This window comes from Streptomyces fumanus, assembly GCF_014655295.1.
In the GTDB taxonomy this organism is placed as follows: domain Bacteria; phylum Actinomycetota; class Actinomycetes; order Streptomycetales; family Streptomycetaceae; genus Streptomyces; species Streptomyces fumanus.
In genome coordinates, this window is the sequence record NZ_BNBI01000001.1 from 314,394 (window position 1) to 336,745 (window position 22,352).

The 22,352-nt window shown below is 74.9% G+C and carries 14 protein-coding genes and 1 pseudogene; 9 read left to right on the top strand and 6 right to left on the bottom strand.

Annotation, left to right across the window (positions count from 1 at the left end):
* The first annotated feature begins 217 nt into the window (after nucleotides 1–217).
* The 5 genes from IE316_RS01370 (at nucleotide 218) to IE316_RS01390 (ending at nucleotide 6,355) form a co-directional block, all read left to right on the top strand.
* The gene (locus tag IE316_RS01370) at nucleotides 218–1,432 is read left to right on the top strand and encodes an NAD(P)/FAD-dependent oxidoreductase (protein ID WP_190202203.1); all 1,215 of its coding nucleotides are present in this window, start codon (nucleotides 218–220) and stop codon (nucleotides 1,430–1,432) included.
* The gene (gene nirB / locus IE316_RS01375; protein WP_190202204.1) at nucleotides 1,433–4,039 is read left to right on the top strand and encodes a nitrite reductase large subunit NirB; all 2,607 of its coding nucleotides are present in this window, start codon (nucleotides 1,433–1,435) and stop codon (nucleotides 4,037–4,039) included. It abuts the gene before it with no gap.
* Nucleotides 4,036–4,386 carry a nitrite reductase small subunit NirD gene (gene nirD, locus IE316_RS01380; RefSeq protein WP_190202205.1) on the top strand — a complete coding sequence of 117 codons (351 nt, stop codon included), beginning with the start codon at nucleotides 4,036–4,038 and terminating at the stop codon, nucleotides 4,384–4,386. Before nirB ends, nirD begins: the two co-directional genes overlap by 4 nt.
* Before the next feature lie 202 nt (nucleotides 4,387–4,588).
* Complete coding sequence (locus IE316_RS01385; RefSeq protein WP_190202206.1) at nucleotides 4,589–5,746, top strand: alkaline phosphatase PhoX; 1,158 nt, start codon at nucleotides 4,589–4,591, stop codon at nucleotides 5,744–5,746.
* Between the two features lie 102 nt (nucleotides 5,747–5,848).
* Nucleotides 5,849–6,355 (top strand): excalibur calcium-binding domain-containing protein, encoded by a 507-nt coding sequence (locus tag IE316_RS01390; RefSeq protein ID WP_190202207.1) that lies wholly within the window; start codon nucleotides 5,849–5,851, stop codon nucleotides 6,353–6,355.
* Between the two features lie 3 nt (nucleotides 6,356–6,358).
* Here IE316_RS01390 and map read toward each other — a convergent pair whose 3' ends face one another.
* The gene (map, locus tag IE316_RS01395) at nucleotides 6,359–7,141 is read right to left on the bottom strand and encodes a type I methionyl aminopeptidase (RefSeq protein ID WP_190202208.1); all 783 of its coding nucleotides are present in this window, start codon (nucleotides 7,139–7,141) and stop codon (nucleotides 6,359–6,361) included.
* A gap of 84 nt (nucleotides 7,142–7,225) precedes the next feature.
* On the opposite strand from map, the gene IE316_RS01400 reads away from it, so the two are divergent.
* The gene (locus tag IE316_RS01400) at nucleotides 7,226–7,528 is read left to right on the top strand and encodes a helix-turn-helix domain-containing protein (RefSeq protein WP_190202209.1); all 303 of its coding nucleotides are present in this window, start codon (nucleotides 7,226–7,228) and stop codon (nucleotides 7,526–7,528) included.
* A 113-nt stretch (nucleotides 7,529–7,641) separates the two neighbouring features.
* On the opposite strand, the gene ppdK is transcribed toward IE316_RS01400, so the two are convergent.
* Nucleotides 7,642–10,362 carry a pyruvate, phosphate dikinase gene (gene ppdK / locus IE316_RS01405; protein ID WP_190202210.1) on the bottom strand — a complete coding sequence of 907 codons (2,721 nt, stop codon included), beginning with the start codon at nucleotides 10,360–10,362 and terminating at the stop codon, nucleotides 7,642–7,644.
* Between the two features lie 367 nt (nucleotides 10,363–10,729).
* Nucleotides 10,730–11,968: an ROK family protein gene (locus tag IE316_RS01410; RefSeq protein WP_190202211.1), complete on the bottom strand. Its 1,239-nt coding sequence runs from the start codon at nucleotides 11,966–11,968 to the stop codon at nucleotides 10,730–10,732.
* Nucleotides 11,969–12,197: 229 nt separating this feature from the next.
* Here IE316_RS01410 and IE316_RS01415 point away from each other — a divergent pair, with 229 nt between their 5' ends.
* Nucleotides 12,198–14,144, top strand: coding sequence for an amylo-alpha-1,6-glucosidase (locus IE316_RS01415; RefSeq protein ID WP_190202212.1), 1,947 nt, complete (start codon nucleotides 12,198–12,200; stop codon nucleotides 14,142–14,144).
* A gap of 142 nt (nucleotides 14,145–14,286) precedes the next feature.
* Here IE316_RS01415 and dusB read toward each other — a convergent pair whose 3' ends face one another.
* Nucleotides 14,287–15,420: a tRNA dihydrouridine synthase DusB gene (gene dusB / locus IE316_RS01420; protein ID WP_190202213.1), complete on the bottom strand. Its 1,134-nt coding sequence runs from the start codon at nucleotides 15,418–15,420 to the stop codon at nucleotides 14,287–14,289.
* 98 nt (nucleotides 15,421–15,518) lie between these two features.
* On the opposite strand from dusB, the gene IE316_RS01425 reads away from it, so the two are divergent.
* Complete coding sequence (locus IE316_RS01425) at nucleotides 15,519–16,970, top strand: MFS transporter (RefSeq protein WP_190202214.1); 1,452 nt, start codon at nucleotides 15,519–15,521, stop codon at nucleotides 16,968–16,970.
* A gap of 104 nt (nucleotides 16,971–17,074) precedes the next feature.
* On the opposite strand, the pseudogene IE316_RS01430 reads toward IE316_RS01425, so the two are convergent.
* Together IE316_RS01430 and IE316_RS01435 are read right to left on the bottom strand one after the other, a co-directional pair.
* Nucleotides 17,075–21,420, bottom strand: a pseudogene (locus tag IE316_RS01430) (cation-translocating P-type ATPase).
* A 9-nt stretch (nucleotides 21,421–21,429) separates the two neighbouring features.
* A complete protein-coding gene (locus IE316_RS01435; protein WP_190202215.1) occupies nucleotides 21,430–21,786 on the bottom strand; it encodes a histone in 357 nt (118 codons plus the stop codon).
* On the opposite strand from IE316_RS01435, the gene IE316_RS35860 reads away from it, so the two are divergent.
* A complete protein-coding gene (locus IE316_RS35860; protein ID WP_190202216.1) occupies nucleotides 21,779–22,222 on the top strand; it encodes a hypothetical protein in 444 nt (147 codons plus the stop codon). The two genes, IE316_RS01435 and IE316_RS35860, sit on opposite strands and share 8 nt — an antisense overlap.
* The last annotated feature ends 130 nt before the right edge of the window (nucleotides 22,223–22,352 follow it).

Genomic DNA, 22,352 nt, shown 5'->3' on the forward strand with positions numbered 1-22,352 from the left:
CCCCCAGCCGGAAAAGGTCCTCCTCCCGCTCCCCGGCCGAGGAGAGCCCCCTCCCGCCCCGGCCGAGGAAAGCCACCCTCCTGCCCCCGGCCTGCGGAGCCCCGCGCCCGGGAGCGCCCAGCCCTCACACCCACCCCCCGCCCCCGCTGAGCGCAGCGTTCCGCGTGGGAAACAGGTGTGATGCGGTCGGGTAACACCCGCGCCGCACGCTCGGGGCATGACCTCGAATGCGCGTGTGGTGGTGATCGGCGCCGGTCTGGCGGGCGTGGCACTCGCCCGGCGACTGGGCGAGCTGGGCGTGCCCGCGCTGCTGATCGGCGAGGAGGAGCACCGCCCGTACAACCGGGTGCTGCTCGCCGAGGTGCTCGCCGGGCGGTACCGCCCCGAGGTGATCGCGCTGCCCGCGCCCGGCGGGCTGGTCCGGGGCCGGGTCACCGGCGTGGACCGGGCCGCACGGACCGTGACCTGCGCCGACGGCCAGGTCTTCGAGTACGGGACGCTGGTGCTGGCGACCGGCTCCAACCCCGTACTGCCGCCGCTGCGCGGGCTGTTCGGCGCGGACCAGAGGCTGCCCCGGGGCGTGCACGCGTTCCGGACCATGGACGACTGCCTCGGACTGTCCGGGGCGGTGCGGCCGGGGGTCCGCGCGGTGGTCATCGGCGGCGGCCTGCTCGGGGTCTCCGCGGCCCGCGCGCTGGCCGTGCGCGGCGCGCAGGTCGTGGTCGCCCAGCAGTCCGAGCGGCTGATGGAACGCCAGCTCGACCCGGCCGCCTCCGCGCTGGTGCGCCGGCACCTGGCCGGCCTGGGCGTGGAGGTGCACACCGAGTGCCGGGTACGGGACGTGCGCTGCGTCGGCGGCGCGGTCCGCTCGGTGGAGCTGGCCGACGGGTACGCGCTCGACGCCGACCTGGTGGTGCTGGCGTGCGGGGTCAGCCCCCGGGTGGGGCTGGCCCGGGACGCCGCGCTCGACGTGCGCAAGGGCGTCGTCGTCGACGACGAGCTGCGCACCTCCGACCCGCACATCCGGGCGATCGGCGACTGCGCGCAGCACGCCGGCACGCTGTACGGGCTCGCCGCCCCCGCGCTGGAACAGGCCGACGCCCTCGCCCGTTCCCTCGCCGGGCACCCGGGCGCCCGCTACACCGGCACCCGCTCCCTGACCCGGCTCACGCTCACCGGGGCGGACAGCCCCTTCGACCTCGCCGCGTTCGGCGAGACCGATCCCCGTCCCGGCGACGACGTCGTGCAGCTCGCCGACGCCACCCGGGGCACGTACCGCAAGGTCGTCGTCCGCGACGACCGCCTGGTCGGCGGGGTCCTCGTCGGCGAACTCGGCACCGTCGGCGCGCTCGCCCGCGCCTGGGAGGGAGCAGAGCCGCTCCCCGACGACGGCCCCCTGCTCCACTTGCTCACCCATGACGGAGGCGCCTGAATGTCCACGACCGCATCTCTCGGGGACCGGCCCCGCCCGACCATCGTGCTCGTCGGCCACGGCATGGTCGGCCAGCGCTTCCTGGAGGCGCTCGCCGAGCGCGGCCTGACCGGCACGCACCGCGTGGTGGTGCTGTGCGAGGAGCCGCGCCCCGCCTACGACCGGGTCCAGCTCACCTCGTACTTCTCGGGCCGGACCCCCGAGGACCTGTCGATGACCGACCCCGCGTTCATCGAGGCGCACGGCATCGAGCTGTACGTCGGCGACCCGGCCGAGACGGTCGACCGGGAGGCGCGGACGGTCACCGCGCGGTCGGGGCGGGTCGTCGCCTACGACACGCTCGTGCTGGCCACCGGGTCCTACCCGTTCGTGCCGCCGGTCCCGGGCAAGGACGCGACGGGGTGCTTCGTGTACCGCACGATCGAGGACCTGCTCGCCATCGAGGAGTACGCGCGGACCGCGGCGACCGGCGCCGTGGTGGGCGGCGGGCTGCTCGGCCTGGAGGCGGCCGGCGCGCTCAAGGGCCTGGGCCTGGCCGCGCACATCGTGGAGTTCGCGCCCCGGCTGATGCCGGTGCAGGTGGACGAGGGCGGTGGCGCGGCGCTGCTGCGGACCATCGAGGGGATGGGTCTGAGCGTGCACACGGGGGTGGGCACGCAGGAGATCGTCACCGGGCCGGACGGCGCCGTCACCGGCATGAAGCTGTCCGACGGCTCCGAACTCGCCACCGACCTGGTGGTGTTCAGCGCCGGGGTCCGCCCCCGCGACCAGCTCGCCCGGGACTGCGGGCTGGCGGTCGGCGAGCGCGGCGGCATCGCGGTCGACGAGCAGTGCCGTACCGTCACCGACCCGCACGTCTTCGCCATCGGCGAGTGCGCGCTGGCGGCCGACGGCCGGGTGTACGGCCTGGTCGCGCCGGGGTACGAGCAGGCCCAGACCGCGGCGGCCACCATCGCCTCGGACGAGGCGGCGTTCACCGGCGCCGACCTGTCCACCAAGCTGAAGCTGCTCGGCGTGGACGTGGCGTCCTTCGGCGACGCGCACGGCACCGCCGAGGACTGCCTGGACGTCGTCTACTCCGATTCCCGCGCGGGCCTGTACAAGAAGCTGGTCATCGGCCGCGACGGCACCCTGCTCGGCGGCATCCTGGTCGGCGACGCGGAGGCGTACGGCACGCTGCGCGCGTTCACCGGGTCGGTGCCGCCGGTCTCCCCCGAGTCGCTGGTGCTGCCGGCCGGCGCCGGGGCGCCCGCCCAGTTGGGCCCGGCCGCGCTGCCCGACGACGCGATCGTCTGCTCCTGCCACAACGTGTCCAAGGGCACGATCCGCGGCGCGGTCACCGAGCACTCCTGCACCACCGTGCCCGAGGTGAAGAAGTGCACCAAGGCCGGCACCGGCTGCGGCTCCTGCGTCAAGGTGCTCGGCCAGTTGGTCACCGCCGAGCTGGAGGCGAGCGGCGTCGAGGTCGACAAGGGCCTGTGCGGCTGCTTCGGCCGCACCCGCGAGGAGCTGTACGAGATCGTGCTGGCGCTGCGCATCACCTCGTACCAGGACCTGCTGGACCGGTACGGCCGCGAGGAGGCCCGGGGCGGCGACGGCTGCGAGGTCTGCAAGCCGGCGGTCGGCTCGATCATCGCCTCCCTCGCCCCGGCCATCGGCGCCAGCGGTTACGTCCTGGACGGCGAGCAGGCCGCGCTCCAGGACACCAACGACCACTTCCTGGCCAACCTGCAGCGGAACGGCTCGTACTCGGTCGTCCCGCGCATCCCCGGGGGTGAGATCGCGCCGGAGAAGCTGATCGTGATCGGGGAGATCGCCCGGGACTTCGGGCTCTACACGAAGATCACCGGCGGGCAGCGGATCGACATGTTCGGCGCGCGGGTGGAGCAACTGCCGTCGATCTGGGCGCGGTTGGTGGACGCGGGCTTCGAGTCCGGGCACGCGTACGGCAAGTCGCTGCGGACGGTGAAGTCCTGCGTGGGGCAGACCTGGTGCCGGTACGGCGTGCAGGACTCGGTGCGCATGGCGATCGACCTGGAGTTGCGCTACCGGGGGCTGAGGTCCCCGCACAAGCTGAAGTCGGCGGTGTCCGGCTGCGCCCGCGAGTGCGCCGAGGCCCAGTCCAAGGACTTCGGCGTCATCGCCACCGCCAACGGCTGGAACCTCTACGTCGGCGGCAACGGCGGCGCCACCCCGCGCCACGCCGACCTGCTCGCCCAGGACCTGTCCGACGCGGAGCTGGTCCGCCTGATCGACCGGTTCCTGATGTTCTACATCCGTACCGCCGAGCCCCTGGAGCGCACCGCGACCTGGCTGGAGCGGATCCCCGGCGGCCTGGACCACGTACGGGACGTGGTGGTGCACGACTCGCTCGGCATCTGCGACGAACTGGAGGCCCTGATGGCCGCCCATGTCGCCGGCTACCGCGACGAGTGGGCCGAGACCGTCAACGACCCCGAGAAGCTCGCCCGGTTCGTGTCCTTCGTCAACGCCCCCGGCACCCCGGACCCGCTGGTCGGCTTCGTGCCCGAACGCGACCAGATGAAGCCCGACCTGCCGCTGCTGGCCATCGGCCGCCGCCCCCTGGAAGGAAGCACCCAGCGATGACCCTGGCACCCGAGACGACCGATCTGAAGATCCGGCTGCGGCTCGCGGACGACTGGTTCCCGGTCTGCGACCTGAGCGCCCTGCTGCCCGGCCGGGGGGTGGCGGCCCTGCTGCCCGACGGCCGGCAGGCGGCCCTCTTCCGCGACCGCGCGGGCGGGCTGTACGCCATCGACAACCGCGACCCGTTCACCGGCGCGGCGGTCCTCTCCCGGGGCCTGACCGGCACCCACCGGGGCCGCCCGTTCGTCGCCTCGCCCCTGCTCAAGCAGCGCTTCGACCTCACCACGGGCGAGTGCCTGGACGACGCGTCGGTCCGGGTGACGGCGTACGAGGTGAAGGCGGCGTGACGCCCGCGGGGCGGGAGCGTACGAGGTGACGGCGGTGTGGCGCGCGGCCCGCGGGGCGGGTCGGTGACCTGCTCCGGAACGGTGTACGCGGGCGCTTAAGGAGGCGTCCACGGGCCGTCCACCCCGCTCCCCTAGGGTCCGTGACCGCGCGACCCCGTCACCGTCCGGTGGCGGGGCGGTCACGAACACCTCTGGAGTGAGAGTGGAACGTCGTACTCTCCTGCGCGCGGTCGCCCTCGGCGGGACCTCCGCCGCCCTGGGCGGCACCCTGTGGCGCGGTGCCGCGTACGCCGCGCCCGCCCAGCCCGGCGCCGGCCCCTACGGGGCGCTGGGCTCGCCGGACGCCAACGGCATCAGGCTCCCGTCCGGCTTCACCAGCCGGGTCATCGCCCGTTCCGGCCGGACGGTGCCCGGCACGTCGTACACCTGGCACAGCGCCCCGGACGGCGGGGCCTGTTACGCCGACGGCACGGGCTGGATCTATGTGTCGAACTCGGAGATCAACCCCTCCGGCGGCGCGAGCGCGGTGCGGTTCTCGGCGACGGGCGCGATCACCTCGGCGTACCGCATCCTGTCCGGCACCCGCACCAACTGCGCGGGCGGGAAGACCCCGTGGAACACCTGGCTGTCCTGCGAGGAGGTCGACCGGGGGTACGTGTACGAGACCGACCCGTGGGGCGCGCGGGCGGCCGTCCGGCGGGACGCGATGGGCCGCTTCAAGCACGAGGCGGCGGCGGCCGACCCGGTCCGTGAGGTGATCTACCTGACCGAGGACGTGACGGACGGCTGCTTCTACCGTTTCCGGCCGGCGGCCTGGGGCGACCTGTCCTCCGGCACCCTGGAGGTGCTGGTCGCGGGGACGGCGACGAGCGGCCCGGTGACCTGGTCCCGCGTCCCGGACCCGACCGGCGCCACGGCCACCCGGGACCAGGTGCCGGGCGCCAAGCGCTTCAACGGCGGCGAGGGCTGCTACTACGCCGACGGCATGTGCTGGTTCACCACCAAGGGCGACAACCGGGTGTGGCAGTACGACGCCGCCGCCCAGACCCTCGACCTGGCCTACGACGACTCCCTGGTGACCTCGGGCACGGCCCCGCTCACCGGCGTGGACAACGTCACCGGGTCCGCCTCCGGTGACCTGTTCGTCGCGGAGGACGGCGGCACCATGGAGATCTGCGTGATCACTCCGGACGACGTGATCGCCCCCTTCCTCCGCGTCGAGGGCCAGTCGGCGTCGGAGATCACCGGCCCGGCCTTCTCGCCCGACGGCACCCGGCTGTACTTCTCCAGCCAGCGGGGGACGAGCGGGAGTTCGTCCGGGGGGATCACGTACGAGGTGCGGGGTCCGTTCCGCTCCTGACGACGCTGACGCATCACGAAACCATCACATCGTCTCCACACTCGCGCGGCCCGCCGTACGGTCGTCCCCTCACGCGACACCGCAGCGCCACAGGGGGACGTCATGGCCAGTCCGTACCAGCCGCAGCCGCCGTACCCGCCGTACCCGGCGCCGCCCGCGTCCGGGCCCGCTCCGAAGTGGGCCCGGAAGCGGTTCGTGCTGCCCGCCCTCGCCCTGGCCCTGTTCATCGGCGTCGGGATAGGCGCCGGCGGCGAGGAGGACACGCGGACCGAGGCCGCGTCGGCCTCCGCGCGGCCGACGGCGACAGCGACGGCGACGGCGACGGTCACCGAGACGGTGACCGCGACGGCCACCGCCGCTCCCGAGCCGGCCGAGACGGTGACCGCCACGGAGACGGTCGAGAAGAAGGTCAAGGTCAGGGTCACGGAGACGGTGACGGCGGAGGCGGCGGAGGCGGACACCGACGACTCCTCCGGCGGGGGCGGCGGCAGCGTCTACTACGGCAACTGCGACGCCGCTCGCGCCGCGGGCGCCGCCCCGGTCCACGCGGGCGACCCCGGCTACGGCCGCCACCTGGACCGCGACGGCGACGGGGTCGGCTGCGAGTGACCCCTAGAGCAGGACTCCCGTCGGCAGGGTGAGGATCTCCGCGCCGTCCTGCGTGATGGCGATGGTGTGTTCGCTGTGGGCGGTGCGGCAGCCGGTGGCGCTGCGCAGGGTCCAGCCGTCGGCGTCGGTGACGAGGCGCGCGGTGTCGGCCATGACCCAGGGCTCCAGGGCGAGCAGCAGGCCGGGGCGGAGCGGGTAACCCCGGCCGGGGCGGCCGGAGTTGGGGACGTGCGGGTCCTGGTGCATGGTGGAGCCGATGCCGTGGCCGCCGAACTCGGTGTTGACCTGGTACCCGGCCTCGCCGAGGACCGTGCCGATGGCGTGCGAGAGGTCGCCGACGCGGGCGCCGGGCCGGGCGGCGGCGATCCCGGCGGCCAGCGCGCGCTCGGTCGCCTCGATCAGCGCGACGCTCTCCGGCGGGCGGGTCTCCCCCACGATGAAGCTGATCGCGGAGTCGGCGGCGACCCCGCCCTTGGCGACCGCGAGGTCGAGGGTGAGCAGGTCGCCGTCGGCGAGCGCGTAGTCGCGCGGACGGCCGTGCAGCACGGCGTCGTTGACGGCCGTGCAGATGTAGTGGCCGAACGGGCCGCGGCCGAAGGAGGGCGCGTAGTCGACGTAGCAGGAGTCGGCGCCCGCCTCGGCGATCATCTCCTTGGCCCAGCGGTCGATGTCCAGGAGGTTCACGCCGACCGCGCTGCGCGCCTTGAGGGTGTGCAGGATGTCGGCGACCAGGGCGCCGGTGACTCTGGCCCGCTCCAGCAGGGTGGGATTCAGGATCTCGATCATGCGGCGTCCTCACACGTGCGACCAGGCGGCCACTGTCTCCAATAACTATACCGGCCTTACTATACCGGTATTAGAATAGGCCCCATGGTCAGGTTGCCGCTCACGCCCGCAGAGGTCGCCCGTGGTCAGCGCCTCGGCGCCCTGCTCCGCCGGGCCAGGGGCGAGCGCTCGATGCTCGAGGTCGCGCTCGCCGCCCAGGTCTCCCCGGAGACCCTCCGCAAGATCGAGTCCGGCCGCGTGGCCACCCCCGCCTTCCCCACCATCGCGGCGATCGCCGACGTCCTCGGCCTCTCCCTCGACGCGCTCTGGACGGAGATCAGCCGCCCGGACGCGGAGCCGGAGGCGGCGGAGGCCGGCCCTCGGGGCCGGGAGCGACTGGCGTCGTAGGGCCGGAGAGAACGCCGGGAGGGCGGCACCCCCGCACGGGTGCCGCCCTCCTTCGTGCGCCGGGGCGCCGCCGATCGGTGAGGGTGGTCGGGTGACAGGCGGCGGCCCCGGGGTCAGCGGTGGTCGCTGCCGGTGGACCGGACCGCGGCGCGGCCGGCCTCCAGGCGGGCGACCGGGATGCGGAACGGGGAGCAGGAGACGTAGTCCAGGCCCACCTCGTGGAAGAAGTGGACGGACTCCGGGTCGCCGCCGTGCTCGCCGCAGACGCCGAGCTTGAGGTCGGGGCGGGTCGCGCGGCCGGCCTTCGCGGCGGCGGCGACCAGGGAGCCGACGCCGTCCTTGTCGATCGTCTCGAACGGCGAGACCCCGAAGATGCCCTTTTCCAGGTACGCCGTGAAGAAGGACGCCTCCACGTCGTCGCGGCTGAAGCCCCACACCGTCTGGGTCAGGTCGTTGGTGCCGAAGGAGAAGAACTCCGCGCACTCCGCGATCTGCCCGGCGGTCAGCGCGGCGCGCGGGAGTTCGATCATCGTGCCGATGGCCAGCTTCAGCGGGGCTCCGGAGGCCGCCTCGACCTCGGCGATGACCTTGTCGGCCTCGTCGCGGACCAGTTCCAGCTCCTGGACCGTGCCGACCAGCGGGATCATGATCTCGGCGCGCGGGTCGCCCTTGGCGGCCTTGCGCTCGGCCGCCGCCTCGGCGATGGCCCGTACCTGCATGGTGAACAGGCCGGGGATGACCAGGCCGAGGCGGACGCCGCGCAGGCCCAGCATCGGGTTCTGCTCGTGCAGGCGGTGCACGGCCTGGAGCAGGCGCAGTTCGTTCTCGTGCGGCTCCTGGCGGGACTCGGCGAGGGCCACGCGGACCGACAGTTCGGTGATGTCGGGGAGGAACTCGTGCAGCGGCGGGTCCAGCAGGCGGATGGTGACCGGCAGGCCGTCCATCGCCTCGAACAGCTCGACGAAGTCCCGCTTCTGGAGGGGGAGGAGTTCCCGCAGGGACTCCTCGCGTTCGGCCTCCGTGTCGGCCAGGATCAGGCGTTCGACCAGTTCCCGGCGGTCGCCGAGGAACATGTGCTCGGTGCGGCACAGGCCGATCCCCTGGGCGCCGAAGCGGCGGGCGCGCAGCGCGTCCTCGGCGTTGTCGGCGTTGGCCCGCACCCGCAGCCGGCGCTTGCGGTCGGCGAAGGCCATGATCCGGTGCACGGCCTCGACCAGCTCGTCGGCGTCCTCGGCACCGGCGTGCATCCGGCCCTCGAAGTACTCCACCACCGGGGACGGCACGACCGGCACCTCGCCCAGGTAGACCTTGCCGGAGGAGCCGTCGATGGAGACGATGTCGCCCTCCTCGACCACGTGCCCGCCGGGGACGGTCATCCGGCGCCGCTTGGTGTCCACCTCCAGCTCCTCCGCGCCGCAGACACAGGTCTTGCCCATGCCGCGGGCGACCACGGCCGCGTGGGAGGTCTTGCCGCCGCGGGAGGTGAGGATGCCCTCCGCCGCGATCATGCCGTCGAGGTCGTCGGGGTTGGTCTCCCGGCGGATCAGGATGACCTTCTCCCCGGACCGGGACCACTTCACGGCGGTGTACGAGTCGAAGACCGCCTTGCCGACCGCCGCGCCCGGCGAGGCGGCGATGCCCCGGCCGACCTGCTCGACCTTGGCGCCCTCGTCGAAGCGCGGGAACATGAGCTGGGCCAACTGGGAGCCGTTGACCCGGGTGAGCGCCTCGGCCTCGTCGATCAGGCCCTGGTCCACGAGCTGGGTGGCGATCCGGAAGGCGGCGCCCGCGGTGCGCTTGCCGACGCGGGTCTGGAGCATCCACAGCCGGCCGCGCTCGATGGTGAACTCGATGTCGCAGAGGTCCTTGTAGTGGTTCTCCAGGGTCTCCATGATCCCCAGGAGCTGGTCGTAGGACTGCTTGTCGATCCGCTCCAGCTCCGCGAGGGGGACGGTGTTGCGGATGCCCGCGACCACGTCCTCGCCCTGGGCGTTCTGCAGGTAGTCGCCGTAGACGCCCTGGTGGCCGGAGGCGGGGTCGCGGGTGAAGGCGACGCCGGTGCCGGAGTCGGGGCCGAGGTTGCCGAAGACCATCGAGCAGACGTTGACGGCGGTGCCGAGGTCGTGCGGGATGCGCTCCTGACGGCGGTAGAGCTTGGCGCGGTCGCCGTTCCAGGACTCGAAGACCGCCTTGATGGCGAGGTCCATCTGCTCGCGCGGGTCCTGCGGGAACTCCCGGCCGGCCTCCTTCTTGACGATCTTCTTGAAGGTGGCGACCAGCTTCTTCAGGTCCTCGGCCGCCAGCTCGGTGTCGACCGTGACCTTCTTGGCCGCCTTCGCCTTCTCCAGGGCGTCCTCGAAGAGGTCGCCGTCGACGCCGAGGACGGTCTTGCCGAACATCTGGATGAGGCGGCGGTAGGAGTCCCAGGCGAACCGCTCGTCGCCGGCCTGCGCGGCCAGGCCCCGCACCGAGGCGTCGGAGAGGCCGATGTTGAGGACGGTGTCCATCATGCCGGGCATGGAGAACTTGGCGCCGGAGCGGACCGAGACGAGCAGCGGGTCGTCGGCCTGGCCGAGCCGCTTGCCCATCTTCGCTTCGAGGGCGTCGAGGTGCGCACTCACCTCGTCACGCAGTGCCGCCGGCTCCTCGCCGCTGTCGAGGTAGGTCTTGCACGCCTCGGTGGTGATGGTGAAACCGGGAGGAACCGGAAGGCCCAGGTTGGTCATCTCGGCGAGGTTGGCACCCTTGCCACCGAGGAGGTCCTTGAGGTCCTTGTTGCCCTCGGTGAAGTCGTAGACGAACTTCGTTACGTGGGGATCTGTGTTTTCCGACACGGGTCTCGACTCCTCGAAGACGCGGTGGCTGCCCTGACGGCGAGGAATGTACCCAGATCGAAGGCGCCTGGGGAGGTCCACTTGGGCGTCATGAGCCTGTAACCACCCGTCCGCCAGCGGATCGAAAGTCAAGGCTTGGCAAGCCGGGAGCGGCCGATGTGTTCACTTCTTGAAGGCGGGTCATGGCACCGCAACCCGGTAGTGCTCTTATGAGCGACTCCCGACACTTCTGAGTTCGATCGATGAACGATCAAGGGGTGGCACTCGGTGCCACCCCTTCCAGAAGTGCAGCCTCCCAAGATTCGCTCATCTGAGCGCTTCGACTATCAAGGGTGGCGAGAATCACGCCGGGCCGGCGCCCCGTGTCTCACACACCGAGCGCCAGCAGCCGTTCCTCGACCCGCTCCGGCGCGTACAGGTGGTCCACCACCAGCGCGCCCGCCCCGATCAGCCCGGCCCGCTCACCCAGCTTCGAGGTGACGATCTGCAGATGGGCGGTGGAGCGCGGCAGCGCCCGCTGGTACAGCAGTTCGCGCACCCCGGTGAGGAAGGGGGTCCCGGCCAGGTCCCCGGCGATCATCAGCACCCCGGGGTTGAGCAGGGTGACGACGGTGGCGAGCACGTCCCCGACCAGCCGCCCGGCCTCCCGGGCCAGCGCCACCGCCTCCGGGTGCCCCACCGCCAGCAGGTGGCGCACGTCCGAGCCGGAGGCCGCCGGGACGCCCGCCTCGGTCAGCCGCCGGGCCACGGCACCGCCGCTGGCGACCGCGGCCAGACAGCCGTGCGAACCGCACCGGCACAGCGCGCGGGCGCCCTCGGGGACCCGGATGTGCCCGATGTCCCCGGCGCCGCCGTCCACGCCCCGGTAGATGGCGCCGTCCACCACGACCCCGGCGCCGATCCCGGTGGAGACCTTGACCAGCACGAACGCCGAGACGCCCGGGTGCTGGGCGCGCTGCTCGGCGTACGCCATCAGGTTGGCGTCGTTGTCGACCAGGACCGGCACGGGTCCGGCGCCGGTGCGCTCGGTGACGGCGCGGCCGAGGCGGGAGCGGATGTCGTAGCCGTCCCAGCCCGGCATGATCGGCGGCTGCACCACCCGGCCGGTGTCGCGGTCGACGGGGCCGGGCACCGCCAGGCCGATGCCGCAGACCTCCCCGGCGTCCCGCCCGGCCCGGTCCAGCAACCCGGCGAACCAGCCGCCGAGTTCGCCGAGTACGGCGTCGGGGCCGTCCTCGACGACCAGGGTGCCGGTGTGCTCGGCGAGGATCTCGCCGGTCAGGGTGAGGACGGCGGCGCGGGCGTGCCGGGTGTCGAGGTCGGCGGCGAGGACGACCGCGTGCTCGTCGTCGAACTCCAGGGTGATGGAGGGGCGTCCGCCCAGCGGGGAGTCCACCGGCCCGCCGGCGCCCTCGCGCAGCCAGCCCGCGCGGAAGAGGCGGTCCAGGCGCTGGCCCACGGTGGCGCGGGAGAGGCCGGTGGCCTGCTGGAGCGCCCCGCGGGTGGTGGCGCGCCCGCTGCGTACCAGGGCGAGCAGCTCACCGGCGCTCGCCTGGGAGTTGGCCCTGGGTGTGATCCTGCCGGTCCGGCCGGTCTGTTCCGTCATGCGCACCCCCTTGTGTTTCCCCACCCTGCATTACATAGTGAGTTTTGCGTGTTAAATAGGCGTAACTCTATGGCGGCCGCCGCCGAACCGGCCCGGCCGGACGTCTCCGGGGACCGCTCACCAGTATGGCGGGCCACCCCCGGCGGCTCGCGGCCCGTACGCACCACCTGTCGCACAGCTCAGCACAGCCTCGACCGCCGACAGCGGTGACCAGGGAGGGGGGCCGGGCATGACGGACCGGCATCATCTGCTCGTACGCGGCGAGACGTTCGCCGCCGTGGGAGACCGCGGGGACATCAGCGGGGTGCGCGGCGGGGGGCCGCCGGACGGCCTGTTCGTGCGGGACGCGCGGCACTTGAGCCGGTGGCAGCTCACCGTCGACGGCGCCGTGCCGGAGCCCCTCGCGCCGGTCGCGAGCGGCGACACCGCCCGCTGCGTGCTGGTGCCGCGCGGCGGCCGGGACGAGCCCCCGGCGTACACGGTCTTCCGTGAACAGGCCGTCACCGACGGGGTGTTCATCGAAACGTTACGGGTGACCGGCAACCGCCCGACGCCGGCCACGGTCCGGCTCGCGGTCACCGCCGACGCCGACTTCGCCGACCAGTTCGAGCTGCGCGCCGACCACCGCACCTACGCCAAGCCCGGCGCCGTCCGCACCCGCCATGTGCTGCCGTACGGCGTGGAGTTCGGCTACCGGCGCGGTGAGTGGCACTCGGTGACGACGGTGTCCGCCGAGCCCGCGCCCGACGCCGTGGAGGAGACCGGGACCGGCGCCCGCCGCCTGGTGTGGTCCCTCGACCTCGCGCCGCACGGCACCGCGGAGGTCGTCCTGCGGGTGCTGGCCCGGCCGCACGGGCAGAAACGGGCGGTACGGGTGCCCCGCTCCCCCGCCGCCGTCAGCGCCCAGCTCATCGCCGAGGAGGACGCCTTCGCCGACGGCATCACCTTCCCCACCGGCTGGCCCGAGCTGGCCGCGGCCTGCGCCCGGGGCCTGGCCGACCTGGCCGCGCTGCACATCCCGGCCACCGGGCCCGACGGCGAGGACCTGCGGGTGCCGGCCGGCGGGGCGCCCTGGTTCCTCACCCTGCTGGGCCGGGACGCCCTGCTGACCTCCCTGTTCGTCCTGCCCTACCGGTCCCGCCCGGCCGCCCACACCCTCGCCGCGCTCGCCGCCACCCAGGCCCCCGCGCACACCGCGCCCGGCGCGGCGGCGGTCGCCCAGCCCGGCAAGATCGTGCACGAGGTGCGGCACGGCGAACTCGCCCACTTCGGGCAGGTCCCCTACGGGCGGTACTACGGCTCGGTCGACGCCACCCCGCTCTTCCTGGTGCTGCTCGGCGCCTACGTCGAACACACCGGCGACACGGCGGCCGCCCGGCGTCTGGAGGCCCCCGCGCGGGCGGCGGTCACCTGGATGCTGGACCACGGCGGGCTGACCTCGCGCGGCTACCTGGTCTACCGCGCCGACCGGGGCGGCCTCGCCAACCAGAACTGGAAGGACTCCCCGGGCGCGATCTGCTCCGCCGACGGCACCCGGCCCAGCGGCGCGGTGATGGCGGCCGGCGCCCAGGGCTACGCGTACGACGCGCTGCGCCGCACGGCCTGGCTGGCCCGCACGGTGTGGGCGGACGAGACCTACGCGCAGTTGCTGGAGCAGGCCGCCGGCGACCTGCGCGACCGCTTCCAGCGGGACTTCTGGATGCCGCAGCACTCCTTCCCCGCCCTCGCCCTGGACGGCGACGGACGGCAGGTGGACGCGCTGGCCTCCGACGCGGGGCACCTGCTCTGGTCCGGGCTGCTGGACAAGGAGTACGGCGAGCTGGTCGGACGGCGGCTGCTCGAACCGGACTTCTTCTCCGGGTGGGGCGTGCGGACGCTGGCGGCCGGGCAGCCCGCGTACCACCCGCTGTCGTACCACCGGGGGTCGGTGTGGCCGCACGACAACGCGCTGATCGCGCTGGGGCTGGCCCGGTACGGGCTGCACGACGAGGCGCGGACGGTGGCGCACGGCCTGGTGGACGCGGCGACGGCGGCGGGGCACCGGCTGCCGGAGGTCCTCGCGGGGTACGGGCGCGAGGGGCATCCGGAGCCGGTGCCGTACCCGTACGCGTGTGTGCGGGAGTCCCGGTCGGCCGGGGTGCCGCTGGCTCTGCTGACCGCGGTGGGGGGTGCGTGAGAGCTGCCGGGTGCGGGTGCGCGGGGCCGGACGGACGGGCCGGCCCCGGAGCGCGGCGCCCCGGTGCGGCGGATGAGCGCGTTCCGCGACCGCTTCCTGACCGCCTACGGCTCCGCCTCGCGTCCGGCGCGGGGCTGGCGGGTCAGCCGCCGGAGGTGTCCAGCTCCGCGTCCTCGCCGACGCCCGCGCAGTCGTACGGGTCCTTCAGCCAGCCGTCCGGCAGCACCACGCGGTTGTTGCCGGAGGTGCGGCCCCGGGGGCCGTCGGCGCCGGCCGGCCAGGGCTGGTCGAGATCCAGCTCGTCCAGGCCGGCCCGCAGCTCGGCCAGCGAGGAGGTGACGGCCAGTCGCTTGCGCATCTCGGAGCCGACCGCGAAGCCCTTGAGGTACCAGGCGACGTGCTTGCGGAAGTCGATGACGCCGCGGGCCTCGTCGCCGATCCACTCGCCGAGCAGGGTGGCGTGCCGGACCATCACGTCGGCGACCTCGCGCAGGGCCGGCCGGGCGAGGTCTTCCGTACGGCCCTCGAAGGCGGCGACCAGGTCCGCGAAGAGCCACGGCCGGCCCAGGCAGCCGCGGCCCACCACCACGCCGTCGCAGCCGGTCTCGCGGACCATGCGCAGCGCGTCCTCGGCCGACCAGATGTCGCCGTTGCCGAGCACCGGGATCTCCGGGACGTGCTCCTTGAGGCGGGCGATGGCCTCCCAGTCGGCGGTGCCGCCGTAGTGCTGGGCGGTGGTGCGGCCGTGCAGGGCGACGGCCGTCACGCCCTCCTCCACCGCGATGCGGCCGGCGTCGAGGTAGGTGAGGTGGTCGTCGTCGATGCCCTTGCGCATCTTGATGGTGACCGGCAGGTCGCCGGCGCCGGTGACGGCCTCGCGCAGGATGGCGCGGAGCAGGTTCCGCTTGTAGGGCAGGGCGGAGCCGCCGCCCTTGCGGGTGACCTTGGGGACCGGGCAGCCGAAGTTCAGGTCGATGTGGTCGGCCAGGTCCTCGTCCACGATCATGCGGACGGCCTTGCCGACGGTCACCGGGTCGACGCCGTACAACTGGATCGAGCGGGGCCGCTCGGTGGCGTCGAAGTGGATGAGCTGCATGGTCTTCTCGTTGCGCTCGACCAGCGCCCGGGTCGTGATCATCTCGCTGACGAACAGGCCCTTGCCACCGCTGAACTCCCGGCACAGGGTGCGGAAGGGCGCGTTGGTGATCCCGGCCATGGGGGCGAGGACGACGGGCGGCTGGACGGTGTGCGGACCGATCGACAGGGGCGTGGACATTGCTCCATTGTCCCGCACCCGGGGCGGTGCCCGGCACCCACCCGCGTGTATGGGTCATTAGTTAGCCGCACTATCGAAGCGGGCGTACGATGGGCGCCATGCCCGAGCCGACCCGTCGCCGACGCCTGCTCGTGCTCGCGATCTGCTGCATGAGCCTGCTGATCGTGAGCATCGACAACACGATCCTCAATGTCGCCCTGCCCTCGATGCAGCGGGACCTGGACGCCACCACCTCCGGACTCCAGTGGACGATCGACGCCTACACCCTCGTCCTCGCCTCGCTGCTGATGCTCGCCGGCTCCACGGCCGACCGGATCGGCCGCAAACGGGTCTTCATGACCGGCCTGGTGCTGTTCACCGCCGGTTCGGTGCTGTGCTCGCTGGCGCCGGACCTGACCTCGCTGGTGGTGTTCCGGATGGTGCAGGCGGTGGGCGGCTCGATGCTCAACCCGGTCGCCATGTCGATCATCACCAACACCTTCACCGACCCGCGTGAGCGGGCCCGCGCGATCGGGGTGTGGGGCGCGGTGGTCGGCATCTCCATGGCCGCCGGGCCGCTGGCCGGCGGCCTGCTCGTGGAGTCGGTCGGCTGGCGCTCGATCTTCTGGGTCAACCTGCCGGTGGGGCTGGCCGCGCTGCTGCTCACCCTGCGGTACGTGCCCGAGTCCCGCGCGCCCCGGGCGCGGCGCCCCGATCCGCTCGGACAGGTGCTGGTGATCGCCCTGTTCGGCAGCCTGACGTACGCGATCATCGAGGCCCCGGACGCCGGCCCCGGCTCGGTGCTGCCGTACGCGGCGATCGCCGTGGTGGCGCTGGCGGGACTGCTCGCCTACGAGCCGCGCCGCGCCGAACCCCTCATCGACCTGCGGTTCTTCCGGTCGGCGCCGTTCAGCGGGGCGACCGTCATCGCGGTCTGCGCCTTCGCCTCGCTCGGCGGGTTCCTCTTCCTGTCCACGCTGTACCTGCAGAACGTACGCGGACTCAGCGCGCTGCACGCCGGCCTGTGGATGCTGCCGATGGCCGTGCCGACCTTCCTGTGCGCGCCGCTGTCCGGGCGGCTGGTGGCCGGCCGGGGGCCGATGCTGCCGCTGCTGATCGCGGGCGGCGCGATGACGGCCAGCGGGGCGCTGTTCGCCGCGTTCGAGGCGGAGACCTCCGACGTCACGCTCTTCCTCGGGTACGTCCTGTTCGGCGTCGGCTTCGGCTTCGTCAACGCGCCCATCACCAACACCGCCGTCTCCGGGATGCCCCGCGCCCAGGCCGGGGTGGCCGCCGCCGTCGCCTCCACCAGCCGCCAGTTGGGCCAGACCCTCGGCGTCGCGGTGATCGGCGCGGTCCTGGCCGCGGGCGTCGGCTCCTCCGCGTACCGGGACACCTTCGTCGCGGCGGCCCGCCCCGGCTGGTGGATCCTCACCGCGTGCGGGCTGGCGGTGCTGCTCCTCGGCGCGGTCACCACGGGCCGCTGGGCACGCGGTACGGCGGACCGGGCGGCCCGGCACCTGGCGGCACCGGAGGTGGGGGCCTCGGAGACGGCGCGGGCGGGGGGCTAGGCGAGCGGTCCGGGGGCTCGGAAGCTGCGCGGGCGGGGGTTGGGCTAGCGGTTCCGGGGGTCGTCGGTGCCCGGTGGGCTTCCTCGGGGGGGGGCGGGTCCTTGTCAGCGGGTGGGGCGCGGGAGGTGTTCCGTCAGGGCCGGCCATGCCTTCGCGATCGTCCGTTCCAGCCTCGGCAGGGCTCGCTGGCCCGCCAGGGCGGCCGTGATCGCCAAGGCCACGCCCAGCCAGGCCAGGGGGCCGAGCGGGGTGCAGCCGAAGAGGCGGCTGGCGGCGGGGGTCTGCACCAGGGCGACCAGGGCGGCGGCGGAGCCCAGCGAGGTGGCCCGGACCAGACGGCTGCCGCGCCGGTCGGCGAGGGTCTGGGCCAGTTGGGTACCGACCACCGCGCACAGCGCCATCGTCGTGGACCGGCGCCGGGTGCCGGGCGTGAACCGGCCGAACAGCCAGGCCATGGTCGCGCCGAGGGCCGTGGTCAGGGCCCGGTGCCGAATCTGCCGGATGAGCGGCTCGCCCAGGACGGCGGTGCCGAGGGGCGCGGTCGCGGCCCGTTCCGCCGCCGCCGCGTCGCCGGTCGGGGTGACCGCCACGGCCATCGCCGGGAACAGGTCCGTGAACAGGTTGACCAGCAGCATCTGCCGGGTCGACAGCGGCGCCGAGCCGCCGAGGACGGTGCCGAGGATGCCGAAGCCGACCTCGCCCGCGTTGCCGCCGATGAGGATGGGGCGATGGCGTCGGCGACGCTGTGCCACAGGGCGCGGCCCTCGCGCACCGCCTCCACCAGCACCAGCAGGTCCTCCCCGGTGACGACGAGGTCGGCGGCGTTGCGGGCGGCGGCCGAGCCGCGGGCGTTGATGCCGACGCCGATGTCGGCGGCGCGGATCGCGGCGGCATCGTTGGCGCCGTCGCCGACCATGCCGACCACCCGGCCCGCGTCCCGCAGGGCCTCCACGACCTGGAGCTTCTGCTCCGGCGCCACCCGGGCCACCACGTCGGCGTCGCGCAGCATCCGGGAGCGTCCCCTCCGGTCGGCACCGGCCAGTTCGTCGCCGGTGACCACGGTGGCGTCCTCGGGCCAGCCCAGCTCGGTGGCGATGGCGCGGGCGGTCCCCGGATGGTCCCCGGTCAGCACCACCGGCCGTACGCCCGCCGCGCGCAGCCCCCGTACCAGCGCCGGGGAGGTCTCGCGGGCCACGTCGGACAGGCCGAGCAGCCCGGTGAAGCGCAGGCCGAGCCGGTCCAGGGGGCCCTCCAGCAGCTCCGCCGGGTCCTCGCCGGCGGTCAGCGGGCGGTGCGCGACGGCGAGGACGCGCAGTCCGGCGCCGGCCAGCTCGTGGGCGGTGCCGGGGGCGTGGCCGGGCAGGTCGGGGCAGGCGGGCAGCACGGTTTCCGGGGCGCCCTTGACCACCAGGACCGGCGTGCCGTCCCCGGTCCGGCCGACGGCGGCGGCGTAACCGCGCGAGGTCTCGAACGGCAGCCCCTCCGTCTGCTCCCACTCCGGGTCGTCCCCGGCGGCGGCCAGCACCGCCTCGTCGGTGGCGTGGCTGGGGCGGGCGCCGTCGCCGTCGAACCGGGGGCAGGCGCGGGCGGCGACGCGGACCGCCTCGGCGGCCCCGGGGGCGTCCGCGCGGTGCACCCGGCCGTCGGCGCCGGCGGCCCTGACCAGCCGCAGCCGGTTCTCGGTGAGGGTGCCGGTCTTGTCGAAGCAGATGGTGTCCATGCGGCCCAGCGCCTCCAGCGTGCGCGGGGTGCGGACCAGCACGCCGCGCCGGCCCAGCCGCCGGGCCGCCGCCAACTGGGCCACCGTCGCCACCAACGGCAGCCCCTCGGGCACGGCGGCCACCGCCACCGACACCCCGCCGCTGACCGCCTGCCGGATCGGGGCGCCGCGCAGCAGCGACAGACCGGTCACCGCGGCGCCGCCCGCCAGGGTCAGCGGCAGGGCCTTGCCGGTGAGTTCCTGGAGGCGGGCCTGCACCCCGGCGGCCGACGGGGTCCGCGCGGCCAGCGACACCGCGCGGGACGCCTCGGTGCGCTCCCCGGTGTCCACCACGACGGCCCGGGCACGCCCGGCGACCACGGTGGTGCCCTCGAAGACCATGCAGTGCCGCTCGGCCACGGGGGCGCCGGGGGTGGCGGCCACGTCCTTGTCCACCGGCAGCGACTCGCCGGTCAGCGCGGACTCGTCGACCTCCAGGCCGTCCTCCCACAGCAGCCGGGCGTCGGCGGGCACCACGTCGTCGGTGTTCAGCGCGATGACATCGCCGGGCCGCAGCCTGGCGGCGTCCACCAGCCGCCCCTCACCGGCCGCGTCCGGTGACTGTTCCGCGCCGGCCTCGGTGACCCGGGCCTTCTGCTGCTGCTGGGCGAGCAGCCCGGCCAGCGCCCGCTCGGCGCGCAGCCGCTGCAACCCGCCGACCAGGGCGTTCAGATCGAGGGCGCCGACCACCAGCAGGGCGTCCATCACCGACCCGAGGATCGCCTCGGCGGCCGATCCGACGGCGAGCACCGGGGTGAGCGGATCGTCCAGCTCGTTGCGGACCGCACGGGCCAATTGCACCGTCCACGCGACCGGCGCGAGCGCGGGCGTGCGGGACGCCTTGCGCGCCGTCGCGCGGACCCGGGCGGCGAGCCGCTCGGCCGCCGACGGCCGCGGTTCCCGCTGCTCCGCCAGTTTCTCCCGTACGCCGTCCGGGTCGAGTCCGTGCCAGGCAACCCGGGGCCGGGGGTGCGGGGCGCGGGCCACCGCCACGCCGAGCGCGGCGCGCGCCCCCGACACCAGGGCGGCCAGCGCGCCCGCGTCGACCGGGGCGTGCCGCAGCCCCGGCACCAGCGGCGAACGGGTGCCCCGGCGGGCCTCCCCGACGGCCACCAGCAGCCCGGACAGCGCCGCCCCCGACCGGGCGAGCACCTGCGAACGGCGCCCGACCCCGCGGGCCGCCGGCACCGCCCGCAGCAGCGTCCACACATCGGCCAGTCCGTGCGGGGCGAGCACGTCCGCGCCCCACGCCACCGGGCACCGGCCGTCGGCGAGCGCCACGGCCACGTCCCCGCCGAGCAGCCCGGCCAGCACCTCCCCGCCGTCCCCGGCACACGGCCGTACGACGGTGATCACGCCGCCGTCCGCGCGCAGTTCGCCGACCACCTCGCGCAGCGGCCGCTGCCCGCTGACCACCTGGTCCGCCAGGCCGGTGAAGTCGGCCAGCGCCGGGTCCTCGACCATCACCACGCGCAGTCCGGCGCGGCGGGCCGCGTCCAGCACGTCCTCGGTCCACGGGTCGGCGCCCGCGCCGGGCGAGCGCAGCGCGCTGGGGTGCAGCACGACCGTGCCGGCCATCTCCAACTGCCGCAGCCGCTCGGGGTCCCGGACCAGCACCCCGGCCCGGGACAGGGCGCCGCTCAGCACGGCGTGGAAGGCGGCGGGCCCGTACCGCGCGGCCTTCGGGGAGCCCGCCAGCACCGCCTCGGCCGCCTCGGCCAGGTCGTGCTTGACCAGCAGGGCCGCCACCGCGCCCGCGACGCTGCCGGTGGAGGCGTGGGCGGCGTACTCCTGGGCCGGGGAGGTGCGCAGCGGCGGGCGGAGCGCGGCGTCGGCGCGCAGGCTTCCGCGCTCCGGGGCGCACAACCGGTCGTGCACGGCCTCGAAGGCGGCCCCCCGGGCCACCGCCTCCGCCAGTTGGCAGGCGCGCAGCGCCCCGTCCAGGACCAGCGAGGCCGGGCTCTGGCCGGCGCCCTGCACGGCCGCGTTGGCGACGGCCAGCGCCACGTCCATCCGGGCGCTGCCCAGGCGGCCGCGCAGCCAGGCCCGGAAGGACGGGTTCTCCCTGAGCAGCGTCGCGGCGGCGGTGAGCAGGCGGGGCGTGGCCGGCAGGCGCAGCGCGGCGGCGGTCAGCCCGGCGGCGACGCCCAGCGCGTCGGCGCCGAGCGCGGCCGCGGCGACCCGCACCGAGGTCGGGTCGCCGGGGTGGGTCAGCTCCTCGGCCCCGGCGTCCGGGGCCTGCGCGCGGGTCAGTCCGTGCCGCTCGGCGAGGACGGTCGCCCGGTCCACGACCAGGTCGGTGAGCGCGTCCTCGGTGGCGGTCACCACCAGCCGGGAGAGCCCGGCGTCCCAGTAGGCGAGCGCCACGTCGGGGTGTTCGGCGAGCGCGGCGGCCACCCGGCGGGCCGCGCGCTCCACGCCGCCCGCCGTGGCCGTCCCGGCGGGGCGCAGTGCGAGGTGGACGCGGGGGCCGGCCCGCCAGTCGCCGGTGCGGCCCGGCAGCGCGGCGCGGACCACCCGGGCCGCCCGCGCCGCGAAGTCCGCGGTGCGTACGCCGGCCCGCGCGGTGCCCGCGACGGCACCGGCCGCCGCGCCGACGGCGGGCGCGGTGCCGCGCGCCAGCAGCTTGGGCCCGGCGAGGACGAGACCGGCGGCGGCGCCGGGGGAACGTGTCAGCACTCCGACCGCCATCGCTCCCCCTCAGCCCGCCTTCCCGCCACGCGACGCCGGGGGCGCCTTCCGCGCGGGTGTCTTCTTGCCCGCCGCCTTACGGGCCGCCGTCACCGTCGGCTTGACGGGGGCGGACTTGGCGGCGGCGAGCTTGGCGGCGCCGGGCTTGGGGGTTCCGGGCTTGGCGACGCCGGTTCCGGCGGCGCCGGGCTTAGGGGTGCCGGGCTTGGCGACACCTGTTCCGGCGGCGCCGGGCTTAGGGGTGCCGGGCTTGGCGACACCTGTTCCGGCGGCGCCGGGCTTCGAGGCGGCGGACCCGACTCCGCCGGTCTTGGAGGCGGCGGACTTGGCGGCGGCGGATTTCGCGGCGGTGGTCTTGATGGGCATCGCCCTGGAGGCCGTCGTCCTGGAGGCGGCGGCCTTGGTGGCGGTCTTCTTCGCGGCGGCGGTCCTGGCGGGTGGCGACTTCGCGGTCGCCTTCGACGTGGTCGTCCTCGACGTGGTCGTCCTCGCCGGGTTCGCCTTCGCGGTCGTGCCCGCACGAGCCGAGGCACCCGCTCTCGCGCCGGTGCCGCCGACTGGACCGGCCGCACCCGCCCGCGCGCCGGTGCCGCCGGCCGGGCCGGCCGTCGTTCCGCGCGCCGCCGTGTCCGTATCCCCGGAACTCCCGGGCCCCCCGGAATCCCCGTCCAGCCGCACCACCTCCCCCTCCGACCCCGCGCCCTCCCCCCTCGGCCTGGTCAGCCACGCCACCGCCGCCCCCGTGACGGCCACCGGCCACTCCACGAGCCCGGCGAGGCCCGCCACCCCGGCCCCCGTGTAGACCGCCAGCCGCCGACCGCGCGGGGACACCGCCCCGAGCCGGTCCAGCGTGCCGCCGACCGCGCTGCCGACCATCCCGGCGCCCGGCACCCTGCGCACCGCCGACGCGGCGGCGTGCAGCGGCCCCGGGA